This window comes from Agromyces mediolanus, from assembly GCF_014648575.1.
In the GTDB taxonomy this organism is placed as follows: Bacteria; Actinomycetota; Actinomycetes; order Actinomycetales; family Microbacteriaceae; genus Agromyces; species Agromyces mediolanus.
Genome location: NZ_BMRJ01000007.1, coordinates 14,717 through 29,861, shown reverse-complemented (window position 1 = coordinate 29,861; position 15,145 = coordinate 14,717). Strand labels below are relative to the sequence as shown.

The 15,145-nt window shown below is 72.6% G+C and carries 20 protein-coding genes and 1 tRNA gene; 10 read left to right on the top strand and 11 right to left on the bottom strand.

Going from position 1 to position 15,145, the window contains the following annotated elements; genetic code table 11:
* The first annotated feature begins 12 nt into the window (after window positions 1–12).
* The gene (locus tag IEY71_RS17420) at window positions 13–1,353 is read left to right on the top strand and encodes a dihydrolipoamide acetyltransferase family protein (RefSeq protein ID WP_189086655.1); all 1,341 of its coding nucleotides are present in this window, start codon (window positions 13–15) and stop codon (window positions 1,351–1,353) included.
* An 18-nt stretch (window positions 1,354–1,371) separates the two neighbouring features.
* On the opposite strand, the gene IEY71_RS17415 is transcribed toward IEY71_RS17420, so the two are convergent.
* Window positions 1,372–1,803, bottom strand: a complete 432-nt coding sequence (locus tag IEY71_RS17415) for a winged helix-turn-helix transcriptional regulator (protein ID WP_189086654.1) — start codon at window positions 1,801–1,803, stop codon at window positions 1,372–1,374.
* A gap of 167 nt (window positions 1,804–1,970) precedes the next feature.
* Here IEY71_RS17415 and IEY71_RS17410 point away from each other — a divergent pair, with 167 nt between their 5' ends.
* The 4 genes from IEY71_RS17410 to IEY71_RS17395 all read left to right on the top strand — a co-directional run bounded on the left by IEY71_RS17410 (window position 1,971) and on the right by IEY71_RS17395 (window position 5,088).
* Window positions 1,971–2,330, top strand: a complete 360-nt coding sequence (locus tag IEY71_RS17410; RefSeq protein WP_189086653.1) for a DoxX family protein — start codon at window positions 1,971–1,973, stop codon at window positions 2,328–2,330.
* Window positions 2,327–3,778, top strand: a complete 1,452-nt coding sequence (locus tag IEY71_RS17405; RefSeq protein ID WP_189086652.1) for an MDR family MFS transporter — start codon at window positions 2,327–2,329, stop codon at window positions 3,776–3,778. Before IEY71_RS17410 ends, IEY71_RS17405 begins: the two co-directional genes overlap by 4 nt.
* 25 nt (window positions 3,779–3,803) lie before the next feature.
* Window positions 3,804–4,394, top strand: coding sequence for an NADPH-dependent FMN reductase (locus IEY71_RS17400; protein WP_189086651.1), 591 nt, complete (start codon window positions 3,804–3,806; stop codon window positions 4,392–4,394).
* A 145-nt stretch (window positions 4,395–4,539) separates the two neighbouring features.
* Window positions 4,540–5,088: a type 1 glutamine amidotransferase domain-containing protein gene (locus tag IEY71_RS17395; protein WP_189086650.1), complete on the top strand. Its 549-nt coding sequence runs from the start codon at window positions 4,540–4,542 to the stop codon at window positions 5,086–5,088.
* A gap of 54 nt (window positions 5,089–5,142) precedes the next feature.
* Here IEY71_RS17395 and IEY71_RS17390 read toward each other — a convergent pair whose 3' ends face one another.
* On the bottom strand, window positions 5,143–5,625 hold the full coding sequence (locus tag IEY71_RS17390; protein ID WP_189086649.1) for an SRPBCC domain-containing protein: 483 nt from the start codon (window positions 5,623–5,625) through the stop codon (window positions 5,143–5,145).
* 16 nt (window positions 5,626–5,641) lie between these two features.
* Between IEY71_RS17390 and IEY71_RS17385 the strand changes: the two genes are divergently transcribed.
* Genes IEY71_RS17385 through IEY71_RS17375 form a run of 3 tightly spaced genes read left to right on the top strand, consistent with a single transcriptional unit; the run spans window position 5,642 to window position 6,906 of the window.
* The gene (locus IEY71_RS17385) at window positions 5,642–6,004 is read left to right on the top strand and encodes an ArsR/SmtB family transcription factor (RefSeq protein WP_189086648.1); all 363 of its coding nucleotides are present in this window, start codon (window positions 5,642–5,644) and stop codon (window positions 6,002–6,004) included.
* Window positions 5,997–6,545, top strand: a complete 549-nt coding sequence (locus IEY71_RS17380) for an AAA family ATPase (protein ID WP_189086647.1) — start codon at window positions 5,997–5,999, stop codon at window positions 6,543–6,545. The genes IEY71_RS17385 and IEY71_RS17380 overlap by 8 nt, the downstream gene beginning before the upstream one ends.
* Window positions 6,546–6,555: 10 nt before the next feature.
* Window positions 6,556–6,906: a VOC family protein gene (locus IEY71_RS17375; RefSeq protein WP_189086646.1), complete on the top strand. Its 351-nt coding sequence runs from the start codon at window positions 6,556–6,558 to the stop codon at window positions 6,904–6,906.
* Between the two features lie 28 nt (window positions 6,907–6,934).
* Here IEY71_RS17375 and IEY71_RS17370 read toward each other — a convergent pair whose 3' ends face one another.
* From IEY71_RS17370 to IEY71_RS17355, 4 genes are all read right to left on the bottom strand, one after another.
* The gene (locus IEY71_RS17370) at window positions 6,935–7,546 is read right to left on the bottom strand and encodes a class I SAM-dependent methyltransferase (protein WP_189086645.1); all 612 of its coding nucleotides are present in this window, start codon (window positions 7,544–7,546) and stop codon (window positions 6,935–6,937) included.
* 102 nt (window positions 7,547–7,648) lie between these two features.
* Window positions 7,649–7,722: transfer RNA gene (locus tag IEY71_RS17365), tRNA-Pro, on the bottom strand.
* Between the two features lie 107 nt (window positions 7,723–7,829).
* Complete coding sequence (locus IEY71_RS17360; RefSeq protein ID WP_189086644.1) at window positions 7,830–8,504, bottom strand: hypothetical protein; 675 nt, start codon at window positions 8,502–8,504, stop codon at window positions 7,830–7,832.
* Window positions 8,501–8,947 (bottom strand): MarR family winged helix-turn-helix transcriptional regulator, encoded by a 447-nt coding sequence (locus IEY71_RS17355; protein WP_189086643.1) that lies wholly within the window; start codon window positions 8,945–8,947, stop codon window positions 8,501–8,503. The genes IEY71_RS17360 and IEY71_RS17355 overlap by 4 nt, the downstream gene beginning before the upstream one ends.
* 73 nt (window positions 8,948–9,020) lie before the next feature.
* On the opposite strand from IEY71_RS17355, the gene IEY71_RS17350 reads away from it, so the two are divergent.
* On the top strand, window positions 9,021–9,632 hold the full coding sequence (locus tag IEY71_RS17350; protein WP_189086642.1) for a GNAT family N-acetyltransferase: 612 nt from the start codon (window positions 9,021–9,023) through the stop codon (window positions 9,630–9,632).
* Window positions 9,633–9,668: 36 nt separating this feature from the next.
* Here IEY71_RS17350 and IEY71_RS17345 read toward each other — a convergent pair whose 3' ends face one another.
* The 4 genes from IEY71_RS17345 to IEY71_RS17330 form a co-directional block, all read right to left on the bottom strand.
* Window positions 9,669–9,905: a DUF167 domain-containing protein gene (locus tag IEY71_RS17345; protein WP_189086641.1), complete on the bottom strand. Its 237-nt coding sequence runs from the start codon at window positions 9,903–9,905 to the stop codon at window positions 9,669–9,671.
* Between the two features lie 52 nt (window positions 9,906–9,957).
* The gene (der, locus tag IEY71_RS17340; protein ID WP_189086640.1) at window positions 9,958–11,469 is read right to left on the bottom strand and encodes a ribosome biogenesis GTPase Der; all 1,512 of its coding nucleotides are present in this window, start codon (window positions 11,467–11,469) and stop codon (window positions 9,958–9,960) included.
* A gap of 125 nt (window positions 11,470–11,594) precedes the next feature.
* Window positions 11,595–12,293, bottom strand: coding sequence for a response regulator transcription factor (locus tag IEY71_RS17335; protein WP_189086639.1), 699 nt, complete (start codon window positions 12,291–12,293; stop codon window positions 11,595–11,597).
* On the bottom strand, window positions 12,290–13,483 hold the full coding sequence (locus tag IEY71_RS17330; RefSeq protein ID WP_189086638.1) for a sensor histidine kinase: 1,194 nt from the start codon (window positions 13,481–13,483) through the stop codon (window positions 12,290–12,292). Before IEY71_RS17330 ends, IEY71_RS17335 begins: the two co-directional genes overlap by 4 nt.
* Window positions 13,484–13,601: 118 nt before the next feature.
* Here IEY71_RS17330 and IEY71_RS17325 point away from each other — a divergent pair, with 118 nt between their 5' ends.
* Entirely contained in the window at window positions 13,602–14,441 is an 840-nt protein-coding gene (locus IEY71_RS17325) for a GAP family protein (protein WP_189086637.1), read from the top strand.
* Here the strand turns inward: IEY71_RS17325 and cmk are convergent.
* Complete coding sequence (gene cmk / locus IEY71_RS17320; protein WP_189086636.1) at window positions 14,438–15,109, bottom strand: (d)CMP kinase; 672 nt, start codon at window positions 15,107–15,109, stop codon at window positions 14,438–14,440. The genes IEY71_RS17325 and cmk overlap by 4 nt on opposite strands.
* Between the last annotated feature and the right edge of the window lie 36 nt (window positions 15,110–15,145).

The window sequence follows — 15,145 nt, the reverse complement described above, 5'->3', positions numbered from 1 at the left end:
AGGAAGACCGCCATGATCGACATCCTCATGCCCCGCCTCTCGGACACGATGACCGAGGGCGCCATCGCCGCCTGGCACAAGCAGCCCGGCGACGCCGTCTCGCCCGGTGAGCTGCTCGTCGAGATCGAGACCGACAAGGCCCTCATGGAGCAGGAGGCCTACGAGGCCGGCACGCTCGCGGAGATCCTCGTGCAGGTCGGCGAGAACGTGCCGATCGGCACGCCGATCGCGCGCCTCGACGACGGCCGGGAGCCCGCCGACCCGGCGCCCCAGCCCGACGCCGCGCGCCGGGCGGCGAGCCCGCTCGTGCGCCGCATCGCCCGCGAGCGCGGCCTCGATCTGGCAGCGGTCCGCGGCTCGGGCCCGGGCGGCCGCATCGTCCGCGCCGACCTCGACCCCGCCGGCTCCCCGAGCCCGACTGGTCCCCTGAGCCCGTCGAAGGGAACCCCTGGCCCCCTGAGCCCGCCTGGTTCCCTGAGCCCGTCGAAGGGAACCCCTGGCTCCCCGAGCCCCACTGGTTCCCTGAGCCCGTCGAAGGGAACCCCTGGCTCCCCGAGCCCCACTGGTTCCCTGAGCCCGTCGAAGGGAACCGCTGGTCCCCCGAGGACCCCTGGTCCCCTGAGCCCGTCGAAGGGAACCCCGCCACCCCAGCCTCCCTCGCCCGCCACGGTCCCCTTCGACGCCATCCGCCGCACGATCGCCGCCCGCCTCACCGAGAGCGCGACGACGGTGCCGAGCTTCACCGCGACGGCCTCGGCCGACGTCGAGGACCTGCTCGGGCTCCGCGCCCGCTTGAACGAGGCGGCGGACGAGGAGGAGCCGCGGATCAGCGTCAACGACCTGCTCGTGCGCGCCGTGGCGCTGGCGCTGCGCACCCATCCGGGCGTGAACGCCTCGTACTCCGCCGAGGGCGGCGGCGCGACGGTGCGGCACGACGCGATCCACCTCGGGATCGCCGTCGCCTCCCCCGCCGGCCTCGTGGTGCCCGTGGTCCGCGACGCCGATCGCCTCGCCGTGCGCAGCATCGCGGCGTCGACGCGCGAGCTCGGTCGTCGCGCCGCAGCCCGCACGCTCGCACCGGACGAGCTCGCCGACGGCACCTTCACGATCAGCAACCTCGGCATGTACGGCGTGGAGCACTTCACGGCGATCATCAACCCGCCGCAGGGCGCGATCCTCGCCGTCGGCGCGGCGCGTCCCGAGCTCGCACTCGTCGAGGGGCGCCCGGTCGAGCGACGCCGACTGCGGTACACGCTCACCTCGGACCACCGCATCATCGACGGAGCCCTGGCCGCGGAGTTCCTCGCGACGCTCACGCGACTGCTGGAGCATCCGCTCCGGATCATCGCCTGAACCGGGCGGCGGCGGGGCTCAGGCCTCGTCGCCGTCGAACTCGGCGCGCGCGTCGAGGATGGTGCGGTGGTGCTCGGCCGCCCACGCGGCCAGGGCGATCGCGGGTTCGGAGAGCGAGCGTCCGAGCGGGGTGACCGCGTACTCGACGCGCGGCGGGATCTCGGCGTAGCTCGTGCGCGAGACGAGCCCGTCGCGCTGGAGGCTGCGGAGCGTCTGCGTGAGCATGCGGTGGGAGATGCCGTCGACCCGACGCTGGATCTCGGTGAAGCGCAGCGGCCCGTCGTGCAGCAGTCCGATGACGAGCAGGCTCCACTTGTCGCCGACGCGGGAGAGGATCTCGCGGATGACCCGGCTGGCCGGGTTGTCGGTGCTGCACGAGGCGGCGCCCTCGCCGTCGGGGTGCAGCGGCGGCAGGCGCAACGCCGGGCGCGCGGACTGTTCGGTGGTCATGCCGACTCCCTCCTCGGGGCGTCCCCGCGCGGTGCCGCCGTGGCGACACGCCCGCGCGCTGTTACGCACACCGGGGTGCGTGACGCACCAGGAAGTGCCGGGACTCCTCGGAATACAGTAACAGATCGTGCGTTACACACGCACAGTAACTATTAGGAGTCCTCCGCATGATCATCGCACTCTGGGTCGTCACCGGCCTGCTCGCCGCCCTCTTCGCCATGGCCGGAGCCATGAAGGTGGTGACCCCTCGCGAGCGCGTCCACGAGCGCATGGCGTGGGTCGAGGAGGTCACCGCCCCGCAGCTGAAGACCATCGGCGCGCTCGAGGTGCTCGGCGCGATCGGCATGATCCTCCCCGCCGCGACCGGCATCGCCCCGTGGCTCACCCCCGTCGCGGCCTTCGGCCTCGCCATCATGATGGCGGTCGCGGTGCGGCTGCACGCGCGCCGGCACGAGCCTGTCCTGCCGAGCCTGCCGCTCGGCATCGCGGCCCTCCTGGTCGGCATCGGCTGGCTGGTGTTCGGATGAGCACGACCGACGCCGTCGACGGCCCCGCGACCACGGCCGCGGCCGAGCCGACGCAGCTGCGCGTCATCTGGCTGATGCTCGGCGCCGCCTTCGTGGTGATCCTCAACGAGACGATCATGGGCGTCGCGATCCCCCAGCTCGTCGTCGACCTCGGCATCACGATCGCCGCGGCGCAGTGGCTCACCACCGCGTTCATGCTGACGATGGCCGTCATCATTCCGATCACGGGCTTCCTGATCCAGCGCTTCACGACGCGGCAGATCTTCATCGCCGCGATGACCTTGTTCTCCATCGGCACCCTGGTGGCCGGCCTCGCGCCTGGCTTCGAGCTGCTCCTCGCGGGACGCATCGTGCAGGCGGGCGGCACCGCCATGATGATGCCGCTGCTCATGACGACGATCCTCACGCTCGTCCCCGCGAATTCGCGCGGGCGTTTCATGGGTCGCATCTCGATCGTGATGTCGGTGGCGCCCGCCCTCGGGCCGACGATCTCCGGTGCGATCCTGAGTCTCGCCTCGTGGCGCTTCCTGTTCTGGCTCGTGCTGCCGATCGCCGTCGTCATGCTCGTGATCGGTGCGAGACGGATCCGCAATGTCGGCGAGACGCGCCGGGCACCCATCGACCTCACCTCCGTCGTGCTGTCCGCGCTCGGCTTCGGCGGCCTCGTCTACGGCCTCAGCCTCATCGGGGCCGCCGGCAGTGGCGGCGCGACGGGCGCGCAGATGTGGGTGGCACTCGGCGTCGGGGCCGTCAGCATCGGCGCGTTCGTCTGGCGCCAGCTCGTGCTGCAGCGCCGCGACGCCGCGCTGCTCGATCTGCGGATCTTCCGCTCGCGCACCTTCACCATCGCGATCTCGCTGATGACGATGATGATGGCCGCGATGTTCGGCACCCTCATCCTGCTGCCGATCTACCTCCAGAACGTGCTCGGGCTGGAGCCGGTCGTCACGGGCATGCTGATGCTCCCCGGCGGCCTCGTGATGGGGCTCGTCGCGCCGACGATCGGGCGGCTGTTCGACCGCTACGGTCCGCGACCGCTCGTCGTGCCGGGCAGCATCGTCGTGAGCGCCGCGCTCTGGGCGCTCGCGACGCTCACCCCGGAGACGCCGCCGTGGCTCATCGTCGTCGCGCACGTGCTGCTCTCGAGCGGGCTCGCACTGATGTTCACGCCCTTGTTCACCTCGGCGCTCGGCTCCCTGACCCCCGCACTGTACTCGTACGGCTCGGCGGCGGTCGGCGCCGTGCAGCAGGTCGCCGGCGCCGCGGGGACGGCGCTGTTCGTGACGATCCTGTCGGCGCGCACGGTCGAGCTCAGCTCCGCCGGCGCCGACGCCGTCACGGCGGAGGCGGGCGGCATCCAGACCGCCTTCCTCATCGGCGCCGTGCTGTCCCTGCTCGTCGTCGTCGGCGCCTTCTTCGTGCGTCGCCCCGCGACCGAGCCCGCCTGACCACCTCACTCTCGAAGGAACTCCGATGCCCGCATCCCCCGAACGCCCGCTCGTCCGCCTCATCGTCGGGAGCGTGCGCCCGATCCGCGTCGGCGACCAGCTCGCCGAGGCGCTCGCCCCGATCGTCGCCGAGTCGGCGGACGCCCGAGTCGAGCTCGTCGACCTCGCCGAGCTCGGCCTCCCGCTCCTCGACGAGCCGCGCATGCCCGCGATGGGCGACTACCAGCGCGAGCACACGAAGGCCTGGAGCCGGATCGTCGCCGAGAGCGACGCCGTCGTCTTCGTCACGCCGCAATACAACGGCGGCTACCCGGCGTCGCTGAAGAACGCGATCGATTTCCTCTTCCAGGAGTGGCGCGGCAAGCCGGCGCTGATCGTGAGCTATGGCGGGCACGGCGGCGGGCTCTCCGGCGCCCAGCTACGCGGTGTGCTCGAGTTCATCGGGCTGCGGCTGGCCGGGTCGAACGTCGAGCTGACGATCCCCCGCGACGGCTACGGCGACGACGGGCGGCTGCGCGACGCGGCCTCGATCGTCGCCTCGCACGAGGAGCCGATTCGCGCGGCGGCTGCAACGTTGGGCGGCGTCATCCGCGCAGCGGCGGCCCCTGCCGCCTGAGCCTCGGCGGCCAGCGCGCGCGTAGCATCCTCGGCCCGCATCGGCCACCCCCTCGACGCGGCGCCGCCGACGTCGGAGGGTGGAATGGTCCCCGCGACACGATCGCCGGGGATTCCCTGACCACCACCGACGAAAGGACGGACGGATGACGCACCTCAGCGGACAGCGCGTGGCCTTCCTGGCCACCGACGGATTCGAGGACAGCGAGCTGACGAGCCCGTGGGAGGCGGTGACGGCCGCCGGGGCGACCGCGACGATGGTCGCGCCGGATGCCTCGGAGATCACCGGCAAGAAGGGGCACGTGCAGCGCGTCGACCTGCGGGCCGGCGCCGCGAGCGCCGAGGACTTCGACGCGCTCGTGCTGCCGGGCGGCGTGGTGAACGCCGACCATCTGCGGCTCGACCGCGACTCGATCGGCTTCGCGCGCGCCTTCTTCGAGCAGCACAAGCCCGTCGGCGTGATCTGCCACGGCGCCTGGATCCTCATCGAGGCGGGCGTCGTCGACGGCCGCACGATCACGAGCTACCCGAGCCTCGCCACCGACCTCAAGAACGCCGGCGCGAACTGGGTCGACGAGGAGGTCGTCGTCGATCAGGGCCTGGTGTCGAGCCGGACCCCCGACGACCTGCCCGCCTTCAACGCGAAGGTCGTCGAGGAGATCGGCGAGGGCACCCACGCCGGCCAGACGGCCTGACCTCGCAGCACGGGCGCCCCGGCGGATCGACGATCCGCCGGGGCGTTCGCCGTGTCAGCGGTAGAAGCCCTCGCGGAGGTTGATGCCGTGCTCGACCCAGGCCTTCAGGGCCGCGAGCATGCCGGTCCACCCCTCGCAGTTGCCGAACGCGTGCTTCGCGCCGCCCTCGGTGAGCTTCCACGCCGACTCGGTGATCGTCACGAGCGTGCGGGTGTCGTCGTCGACGGGTTCGAACTCGAAGGTCGTGCGCGTCGCGGCGGCGTCACCGTCGGCCGTGCCCGGCGCGGCATCCCACTCGATCACGATGCGTCGCGGCGGCTCGGCTTCGATCACGCGGACCGGGAAGCGGCCCGGGAAGTCCGCGAAGTCCCAGCTGACCTCGGCGCCGGCGTCGAGCCGGCCGCGGGCGCCGCCGGTCGTGAAGTAGCGGGAGAGCCGGGCGGGGTCGGCGACGGCCTCGTAGACCTCGGCGCAGGGTCTCGCGACCCGGCCGGACACGGTGAAGGCGAGTCGTTGCAGCGCGGCATCCTCAGTCATGTTGTAGTTTTATCACATGTCTCAGGATGCCGGCACCCCCACTGAGGACGACGACGCCGTCTTCAAGGCGCTCGCCGCGCCCGTGCGGCGACGGATGCTCGACGCCCTGCGCGAGTCCTCGCTCACGACCGGGGCGCTCTGCGCCCGCTTCCCCGAGCTCGACCGCACCACCGTGTTGCAGCACCTGCGCGTGCTCGAGGAGGCCGAGCTCGTGACCGGCCGCAGGATCGGGCGGGAGCGCCACCTCGCGCTCGCTCCCCTGCCGATCAAGCGCATCCACGACCGCTGGATCAGCGGCTACATGCAGGCCGCCCTCGATTTGCTCGAACACCTGCAGCCACTCGACGCCGCCGCGAACGAACGGAGCACGCATGACTGAGCTCATCATCCTGAGCGGCTCGCCCGGCTCGGGCAAGTCGACCGTGGCGAGGCTCCTCGCCGAACGGTACGAGCGCTGCGTACACCTGCACACCGACGACTTCTGGCACGTCATCGTGCGCGGCGCGATCCCCGCCTACCTGTCGGAGTCCGACGCGCAGAACCAGACCGTGGTCGCGGCGATCGCGGCCGCGGCGTTCGAGTACGCCGCGGGCGGCTTCCCGACGATCGTGGACGGCGTCGTCGGCCCCTGGATGCTCCCCCACTACCGCCGCGAGGCGGCGCGGCATCCCGGCGTCGCCGTGCACTACCTCGTGCTGCGCCCGGATCGCGAGACCGCGCTGCGGCGAGCGCAGCAGCGCACCGCGCCCGACGCGCTCGTGGACGCCGAGCCGATCCTCGGTCTCTGGGACCAGTTCGCCGAGCTCGGCGAGCTGCAGGGCCACACAGTCGACACCACGCGGATGGATGCCGAGGCGAGCGCCGCGGAGGTGTTCGCGCTCGTGGCGTCGGGGCGGATGCGGTTGGAGCTTCCTCATTAGACTGCCGGGCATGACCGTGGACCTCTTCTCCGGCATCCCCGTTCGCAAGCTCGAGCCGTCCGTCGACTGGTACCGGCGACTGCTCGGCCGCGACGTCTCGTTCCGCCCGGACGACACCGAGGCGGTGTGGCAGCTCGACGAGCACGTCTTCGTCTATCTGAAGATCGGGCGCGAGGTCGTCGGCGGCGCCCTCACCGCCATCCTCGTCGACGACCTCGACGCCTTCCTGGCGTCCGCGGCGGGTCGGGGCGTCGAGCCCACCGAGATCGAGGACTACGGCGGAGGCACGCGGAAAGCCGTGTTCATCGACCCCGACGGCAACGAGTTCGGCGTCGGAACGGTGCCGGCGGGGTCGCACTGACCGCGCCGGTGCACCTTGTTCGCGCTGGTCAGGGCGTGCTGTGCCGGCGCTCGGCGAGGATCAACGCCTGCCGGCGGACGCCCGGGTCGGTGCGGGCACGGGTGTCCGCGATCGTGAACCCCGCTCGCTCGACACGGGCGGCGAGCTCCGCGATCGGCCAGTAGTACGCGGTCGTGACGGCGTGCGGGAAGGGTTCGAGCCGCGGCCCCTCGAAGAAGCCCAGCGCGAGCGCACCGCCCGGCCGCAGCGCCCGCGCGAACTCGGCGAAGGCGAGATCGATCCGGGCCGGTTCGGTGTGGATGAGCGAGAACCACGAGAGGATGCCGCCGAGCGCACCGTCGCCGACGTCGAGCGCCTCGGCCCGGCCGAGCCGGAACAGATGGGCCGGGTAGTGCTGCTGCGCCGCGGCGACGAACTCCGGCGTGGGGTCGATGCCCTCGATGTCGAGCCCGTGCTCGGCGAGGAACGCGGTCCACTGGCCCGGCCCGCAGCCGACGTCGATAACGGGCCCGGCCACCGTCCTCGACCACTCGAGAAGGGCGTCTCGATCGGCTTCCGCGGCCGCGTCGATGCTGCCGAACAGCTCCACGTACTCGGCTGCTCGCGCGCCGTAGGCGGCGGGCACGTCGTCTTCGGCCATGGAGGTCCATCGTAGTCGTGGGGCTCAGCGAGAGTCGCGACCGACCACTCGAACACGACTGAAGCCCTGGCGGAACCGACTCATTCCACCAGGGCTTCTCGGTCGGGCTGACAGGATTTGAACCTGCGACCCCTTGACCCCCAGTCAAGTGCGCTACCAAGCTGCGCCACAGCCCGATGCTCCGGCGATTCCGCCGAGGCAACTTGACCATCATAGCGGGTTCCGGAGGGCCCTTCGTGCACACCCGGCCGAGGCATCCGGAGCGGGCGCGAGCCGGGGCGACTCAGTCGCGCCGCGCGGCCGGCTCCCCCACGAGGAACGCTCGCGCAGCGTCCAGCAGCGCTCGCGGCTCGTCGGCCCAGAACCGCACGACCTCGACCTCGTGCGCACCACCACGGGGCGCCCGGCCCGGCAGCCTGACGGCGGTCGGCCGCTCGAGCACGAGCTCGACGTTGGTCTCGTCCTGCTGCCGCACGGCGAGCACGCCGCCGGCGACCCGCGGCGACTTCGGCTCGTCGACGTGCTTCGTGATCGCGACGGAGGCGATGTCGTCCCAGCTGAGCGGCACGTCGAGTTCGAGCCCCTGGCGCACCCGGATCCCCTCCGGCCCGACGGCGTGCGGGCGGGTCAGCATCGCGCAGAGCAGGCCGAGCATCCACGTCACGCCCCAGATGCCGAGCACGAGCATCGCGATGCGCACCGGCGGCCAGCGATGCACGATGAGGTCGATGATCGGGATCTCGACGGCCGAGAGCACGATGAAGATCCAGAGCACCGTCAGCACGGGCTTGTGGTAGCCGATGCCGACGGCGCCGGGCGCGACAGCCGGGCGCCGCGCGACGAAGCGCCAGAGGCTCTCGTAGACGCGCAGCTCCATCACGAGCGCGCGCTTCAGCACCCCTCCGAGACGGGCGACCCGGCCGCCGGAGCTCGAGCCACCGGAGCTCGCCCCGCTCACGACTCGGCCTCTCGCGCCTCGGCGACGAGCACGGCGAGCCGGTCGGCGATCGCGGCGACGCCGCGCTCCACGGCGGCCCGCTCCCCCGGCTCGACGGCGTCGAGCAGCGTCGCCGACAGCTCGGCGTGATCGCGCTGCATCTGCGCCATCGTCCGCCGAGCGGTCTCGCTGAGCTCGACCAGCACGGCCCGCCGGTCGCTCGGGTGCGGCGTTCGACGGACATGGCCGGATGCCTCGAGCGCATCGACGAGACCGGTGACGTTCCTCGGACTGACCTCGAGCGCTGCGGCGAGCGCCTGCTGCGTCATGGGGCCGCCGTGCTGCAGCACCCAGAGCACGCGCACGCGGGCGCTCGTGAGGCCGGTGCCGGCGAAGGCACGGGCCATGTCGTGCTGGAACAGCTCGCCGATCTGCAGCAGCCGGTCGAGAATCGTGACGTCCATACTGTGATGTTACTACATCATTACCTCACTTCACGATATTCGTGCTGTCGGCCCCACCCGCTAGCGTGACGACATGGCCACCGTGATTCCGACGACGCATCCGAGCCTCACCGTCATCCCCGCCGACGAAGCGCCCTTCGCCGACGTCGAGGCGGTGTTCGGCACCAAGGGCGACCCGGCCACCTGCTGGTGCCAGTGGTACAAGATCCCCGGCCGCGACTGGCGCGAGGTCGGCGCAGAGACGCTCCACGACCGGCTCGAGGCACAGCTCGCGGCCGACGGCCCGGGGCCCGGGCTCCTCGCCTACGACGGCGAGACCCCCGTCGGCTGGTGCGCCGTCGAACCGCGCCCGGCCCTCTCGCGCGTGGCCCGCAGCACGATCGTGCGCACCGGTTCGGCCCAGCCCGAGCTCGACGACGAGCGCGTGTGGGCCGTCAGCTGCTTCGTGGTCCCCCGCGCGTACCGCCGCCGCGGCGTCGGGGCCGCCCTCGCCGAGGCGGCCGTCACCTATGCGCGCGAGCACGGCGCCCGAGTGCTGGAGGCCTACGCCGTCGACCCGAGCGCGAAGAGCACGGTGTCGGCCGCCGAGCTCTTCCACGGCACGGTGTCGATGTTCGCGGGAGCCGGCTTCACCGAGGCGGGTCGCCCCTCGCCGAGCCGCGCGGTCATGCAGCTCGAGTTCTGACGGGCAGGCGCGGGCGACGCCAGCGGGCACCCGGTGTCAGCGCCCCTCGATCCGCACCCGCTTGATGCGCGACGTCTCGCCGCGCACGATCACCACATCGCGGCGCGGCACCTCGAAGTGCGCGGCGAGCGCCTGGATCACCCCGGCGTTCGCCGCGCCATCCACCGCGCGCTCGCGCACGAAGACCGTGAGCGCCGCCGCCGGATCATCCGGCGACGGCTCCACGAGCGGGCCCTTGCGGCTGCCGGGCTTCACCCGGACCGTGAGCTCCATGCGCGGGCGCACTCAGCGACGACGCGGCGGCGACGGGGAACGGCGCACCGGCTCAGCGGCGCTGCCGCTTCTCCCGCACGCGCATGTTCACGACGATCGGGCTGCCCTCGAAGCCGTAGATCTCGCGCAGGCGCCGCTGGATGAAGCGGCGGTACCCCGGGTCGAGGAATCCGGTCGTGAACAGCACGAAGGTCGGCGGCCGGGTCGAGACCTGGGTGCCGAACAGGATGCGGGGCTGCTTGCCGCCGCGCACGGGGTGCGGGTGCTCCTGCGTGAGCTCGGTGAGGAAGGCGTTGAACTTGCCCGTCGGGATGCGGGTGTCCCACGACTCGAGCGCGGTCTCGAGCGCGGGCACGAGCTTCTCGAGGTGCCGGCCGGTGCGCGCCGAGATGTTCACCCGGGGCGCCCACGCGACGTGGTGCATGTCCTGCTCGATCTCGCGCTCGAGGTAGCGGCGGCGGTCGTCGTCGAGCAGGTCCCACTTGTTGTAGGCGAGCACGAGCGCGCGGCCCGACTCGAGCACGAGGTCGATGATGCGCACGTCCTGCTCCGAGATCGGCTGCGAGACGTCGAGCACGACGATCGCGACCTCGGCCTTCTCGAGCGCCGCCTGCGTGCGCAGGGAGGCGTAGAAGTCGGCGCCCTGCTGCAGGTGCACGCGGCGGCGGATGCCCGCGGTGTCGACGAAGCGCCACACCTTGCCGGCGAGCTCGATCTGCTCGTCGACCGGGTCGCGCGTGGTGCCGGCGAGCTCGTTCACGACGACGCGCTCCTCGCGGGCGGTCTTGTTCAGCAGGCTCGACTTGCCGACGTTCGGGCGGCCGACGATGGCGACGCGACGGGGCCCGCCGATCTCCTGCTTCGCGACGGCCGAGACCACGGGCAGCACCTTGAAGACCGACTCGAGGAGGTCGGCGACGCCGCGGCCGTGCAGCGCGGAGACGGGGTGCGGCTCGCCGAGGCCGAGGTTCCACAGCGCGGCGGCCTCGGGCTCCTGGCGAGCGTCGTCGACCTTGTTCGCGACGAGGAAGACGGGCTTCTTCGTCTTGCGCAGCAGACGGACGACGTGCTCGTCGGTCGAGGTGGCGCCGACGGTCGCGTCGACGACGAAGAGCACCACGTCGCTGAGGTCGATCGCGACCTCGGCCTGCGCGGCGACGGAGGCGTCGATGCCCTTGGCGTCGGGCTCCCAGCCACCGGTGTCGACGAGGGTGAAGCGGCGGTCGAGCCACTCGCCCTTGTACGAGACGCGGTCGCGGGTGACGCCGGGCGTGTCCTCGACGACGGCCTCGCGGCGGCCGAGGATGCGGTTCACGAGCGCCGACTTGCCGACGTTCGGACGGCCGACGATGGCGATGACCGGCAGGGCCGGAAGGTACTGGATGCCCTCCTCGCCCTCCTCGGAGAGCTCGAGCAGGTCGAGGTCCTCGTCGTCGAGTTCGTACTCGTCGAGGCCGCTGCGGAGCGCGGCCGCCCGCTGCTCGGCAAGGTCGTCGTCGACGTCGGCGAGGCGCTCGGCGAGGTCGTCGTCGTGGGCCTCGAACTCGTCGTCGTGGTCGCTCATGGGGTCTCCTGGAAACGTCGTGGGCGCGATCGCGCGCCCTCTAGTCTGCCGTACCCGAGCTGGGAAGGCCGGATGTCCCCGCAGAACCCCGTCCCGAGGGGGCCTGCTGGCCGCATGGAACCGTCTCAGCGACCGGCGTCGAGCCCCCGCGCAATGGCGACGGCGTGACTCCGGCTGCGGGCGCCGAGCTTCGCCAGCACGTTCGAGACATGCGTCTTCACGGTCGGCAGCGAGATGCCGAGCGCCTCGGCGAGCTCGGCGTTCGAGCGGCCGAGCGCCATGCCGTCGAGCACGTCACGCTCCCGGCCGGTCAGTCCGGCGGCGTCGGGGACGGCCCGGGCCGGCGCCCCCGGCTCGCCGCGTTCCCCGGCCCGCGCCCGGCCGAGGCCGACCGGCCCCTCGCCCGCTCCGGCGAGTGCGGCGAGCGCACGCCTGGTGACTCGCGGATCGAGCAGACCCTCCCCCGCCGCGACCCGGTGCACCGCGTCGACGAGGGTCGCGGCATCCGCCGTCTTCAGCAGGAAGCCGGCCGCGCCGGCGCGGATCGCACCGAACACGAGCTCGTCCTCGTCGAAGCTCGTGAGCACGAGCACGTCGGCGAGCCCCTGCTCGTGGATCTCGCGGGTCGCGGCGACCCCGCCCATGCCTGGCATGCGGAGGTCCATCAGCACGACGTCCGGCCGCAGCGCGCTCGCGTTCCGCACGGCGGTCTCGCCGTCGGCCGCCTCGCCCACGACGACGAGGCCGTGCGACTCGAGCATGATCCGCAGCGCCTCCCGGATGGCGCCGTGGTCGTCGACGAGGAGCACCCGCGGCGCGCTCATGCGGCGGGCTCCAGCGGAAGCGCGGCGCGCACCGACCAGCCGGCGCCGACGGGACCCGCGTCGAAGCGCCCGCCGAGCGCCCGCACCCGCTCGGCGAGCATCGCGAGGCCGGAGCCGTTGCCCGGCAGGCTCGGCCGTTCCAGCGGGCGGCCGTCGCGGGAGTCGACCCGCACGAGCAGTCCGCCCGCATCGGTCTCGATCGACACGGCGACCCGCCCCCCGGCGGCGTGGCGTACGCAGTTGGCGAGGCTCTCCTGCACCACCCGTGCGGCGAGCTGTTCGACGGGCGCGGGCAGCTCGGTCGCGGCGGGGCCGTCGAAGCGCACCTCGAGTCCCGCGCGACGCGCGGCATCGACGTAGTCGGCCACCCGGTCGAGCCGCGGTGGGACGACGAGCTCGCCCCCGCCTGCCCGGAGCACGGCGATCATCGAGCGGAGGGCCTCGTGCGCTTCGAGGCTCGAATCCCGCACGGCCTGGAGCGCCGCCCGATCCCCCTCGCCGTCCTGGGGACCCGACAGGGCCGCCTCGGCGCGGATCGCCATGGCCGAGACGTGACCGGCGACGAGGTCGTGCAGCTCGCGCGCCATCGCGTCGCGCTCGTGCTGCAGCGCAGTGTCACGGTCGCGCTCGGCGTGCCGCACGAGCTCGGCGGCCTCTCGCCGGTGGAGCTCGGCGAGCTCGTTCGCCTGCGCCACCGCCGTCGCCCACCAGTAGTCGGTGCCGAGCAGCGCGCCGAGCTGCAGGCCGACGAGCACGGCCATGCGCACCTCGCCGGTCACGACGAGCGTGAGCACGGTGAACGCCGCGATCACGACGCCGCAGCCGATCAGGATGCGCCGTCTGGCCGCCGGCGTCGCGCGCACCGTAACGAGCCAGAGCAGGTCGAGCAGGGCGATCAGGCCACCGATGCCGCCGACCGTGAACAGGGAGATCACGCTGATCGTGGCGGCGACGGCGAGTCCCGTGCGCGGCATCCGCTGCTTGAGCGCCACCGCGATGAACGCGGGGATCGACAGGGCGAAGCCCCACCACGGGGAGACCGGCTCCGGGAGCACGCTGAGCGCGTCCCAGACCTGGTTCAGCCCCATGGCGGCCGCGATCGCGCTGATCGCCGCGATGCCGACGGCGTCGACGAGCGGGCGGTGCCGGCGCACCCAGCGCAGCGCCGTGCCGTCGTCGTTCTCCTGCATGCCTCCATCGAAGCATGCCGCGGCCGGCCGCTCCTCCTCCGAAAGGACGAGGCGCGGATCGGCGCGTCTCCGTCCTCCGCCCGATCCGCGCGCCCGGAGATCGCGCGAGCCTGGTCGCATGGACCTCCTGACCGATGCACCGCTCGCCATCACCCTCGCGGTGCTCGCCCTCGTCGACGGCCTGAGCATCGGCACGCTGCTCATCCCGGTGTTCCTGCTGCTCGCGCCGCGCCTGCGCGGCAGTCGGGTGCTGCTCTACCTCGTGACGATCGCCGTCTTCTACCTGCTCGTCGGCATCCTCTTCATGCTCGGCCTCGTGAATCTCGTCGACGTGGCGCAGAGCTTCCTGAGCTCGACGACGGGGCTGTGGATCCGGCTCCTGCTCGGGGCGGGACTGCTCGTCGTCGCCTTCGCGATGCCCACGAACGAGCAGGCGAAGAAGAAGCGGGAGGCCGCAGCGGCCGAGCGCGTGGCGAGCGCGGCGCGCGGCGGCGCGCTGCCGGACGCTGCCGCAGGGGCGGCGGATGCCTCGGACGCGACGCCGGCCGCGGTCGACCCCGCCCCGGGCGGCCGGATCGCCCGCTGGCGCGACCGGCTGCTCGCCGACGGCACGTCGCCCCTCACCGTCATGGCCGTCGCGCTCGGCGCCGGGCTCATCGAGGTCGCGACGATGCTGCCCTACCTCGTGGCGATGGGCATGCTCGCCGAGGCAGAGCTCAGCATGCCCCTGCGCTTCGGCGCGCTGGCCGGATACTGCCTGCTGATGATCGCCCCCGCCCTCGTGCTGCTCGTGCTGCGGATCGTCGCGGCGCCGCTCGTGAAGGCGCCATTGGAGCGGCTCGCCGCCTGGCTCGAGCGCACGGCGAGCGAGAACACGGCGTGGATCGTCGGCATCGTCGGCTTCATCCTCGCCCGCAGCGCCGCCTCGGAGCTCGGGCTGTTCGAGCAGTTCCTCTAGCGATCGTCGGCCGCGCGGATCACCGAGATCACGGCGTCGATCGTCTGGCCGAAGTCCAGCTCGGTCGAGTCGACGAGGGTGACGCCCTCGGCGGCGTTCAGGAAGTCGACGACCTTCGAGTCGGCCCGGTCGCGGGCCCGGAGCTGCGCCCCGGTCGCCGCGGCGTCGTGCCCGGCGAGCTCGGCGGCCCGTCGCGACATCCGCACCTCCTCGCTCGCGGTGAGGAGGATCCGCACCTGCGCGTCGGGCGCGACGACCGTCGTGATGTCGCGACCCTCGACGACGATCCCGGGGCGGAGCTCCGCCGCGATGATGGCGCGGAACAGGCCGATCAGGTGCGCCCGCACCTCGGGCACGCGCGCCACGGCGCTCACGATGCCGGAGATCCGCGGCTCCCGGATCGCCTCGGTGACGTCGTGCTCGCCGACCCGGACCCGGTAGCCGTCGGGGTCGGTGCCGATGCCGTAGTCGAAGGCGTCGAGGGAAGCCACGACCGCCGCCGTGTCCTCCGGGTCGACGCCCGAGTGGGCTACATGCCAGGCGAGCGCCCGGTACGCGGCACCGGTGTCGAGGAAGCCGTAGCCGAGACGGCGCGCGACCGCCTTCGAGACGCTCGACTTGCCGCTGCCGGCGGGACCGTCGACGGCGACGACGAGGGGGTGCTGCACGGGGATGCCTCCAGGGTTCGGGTGCGATCGGGAACG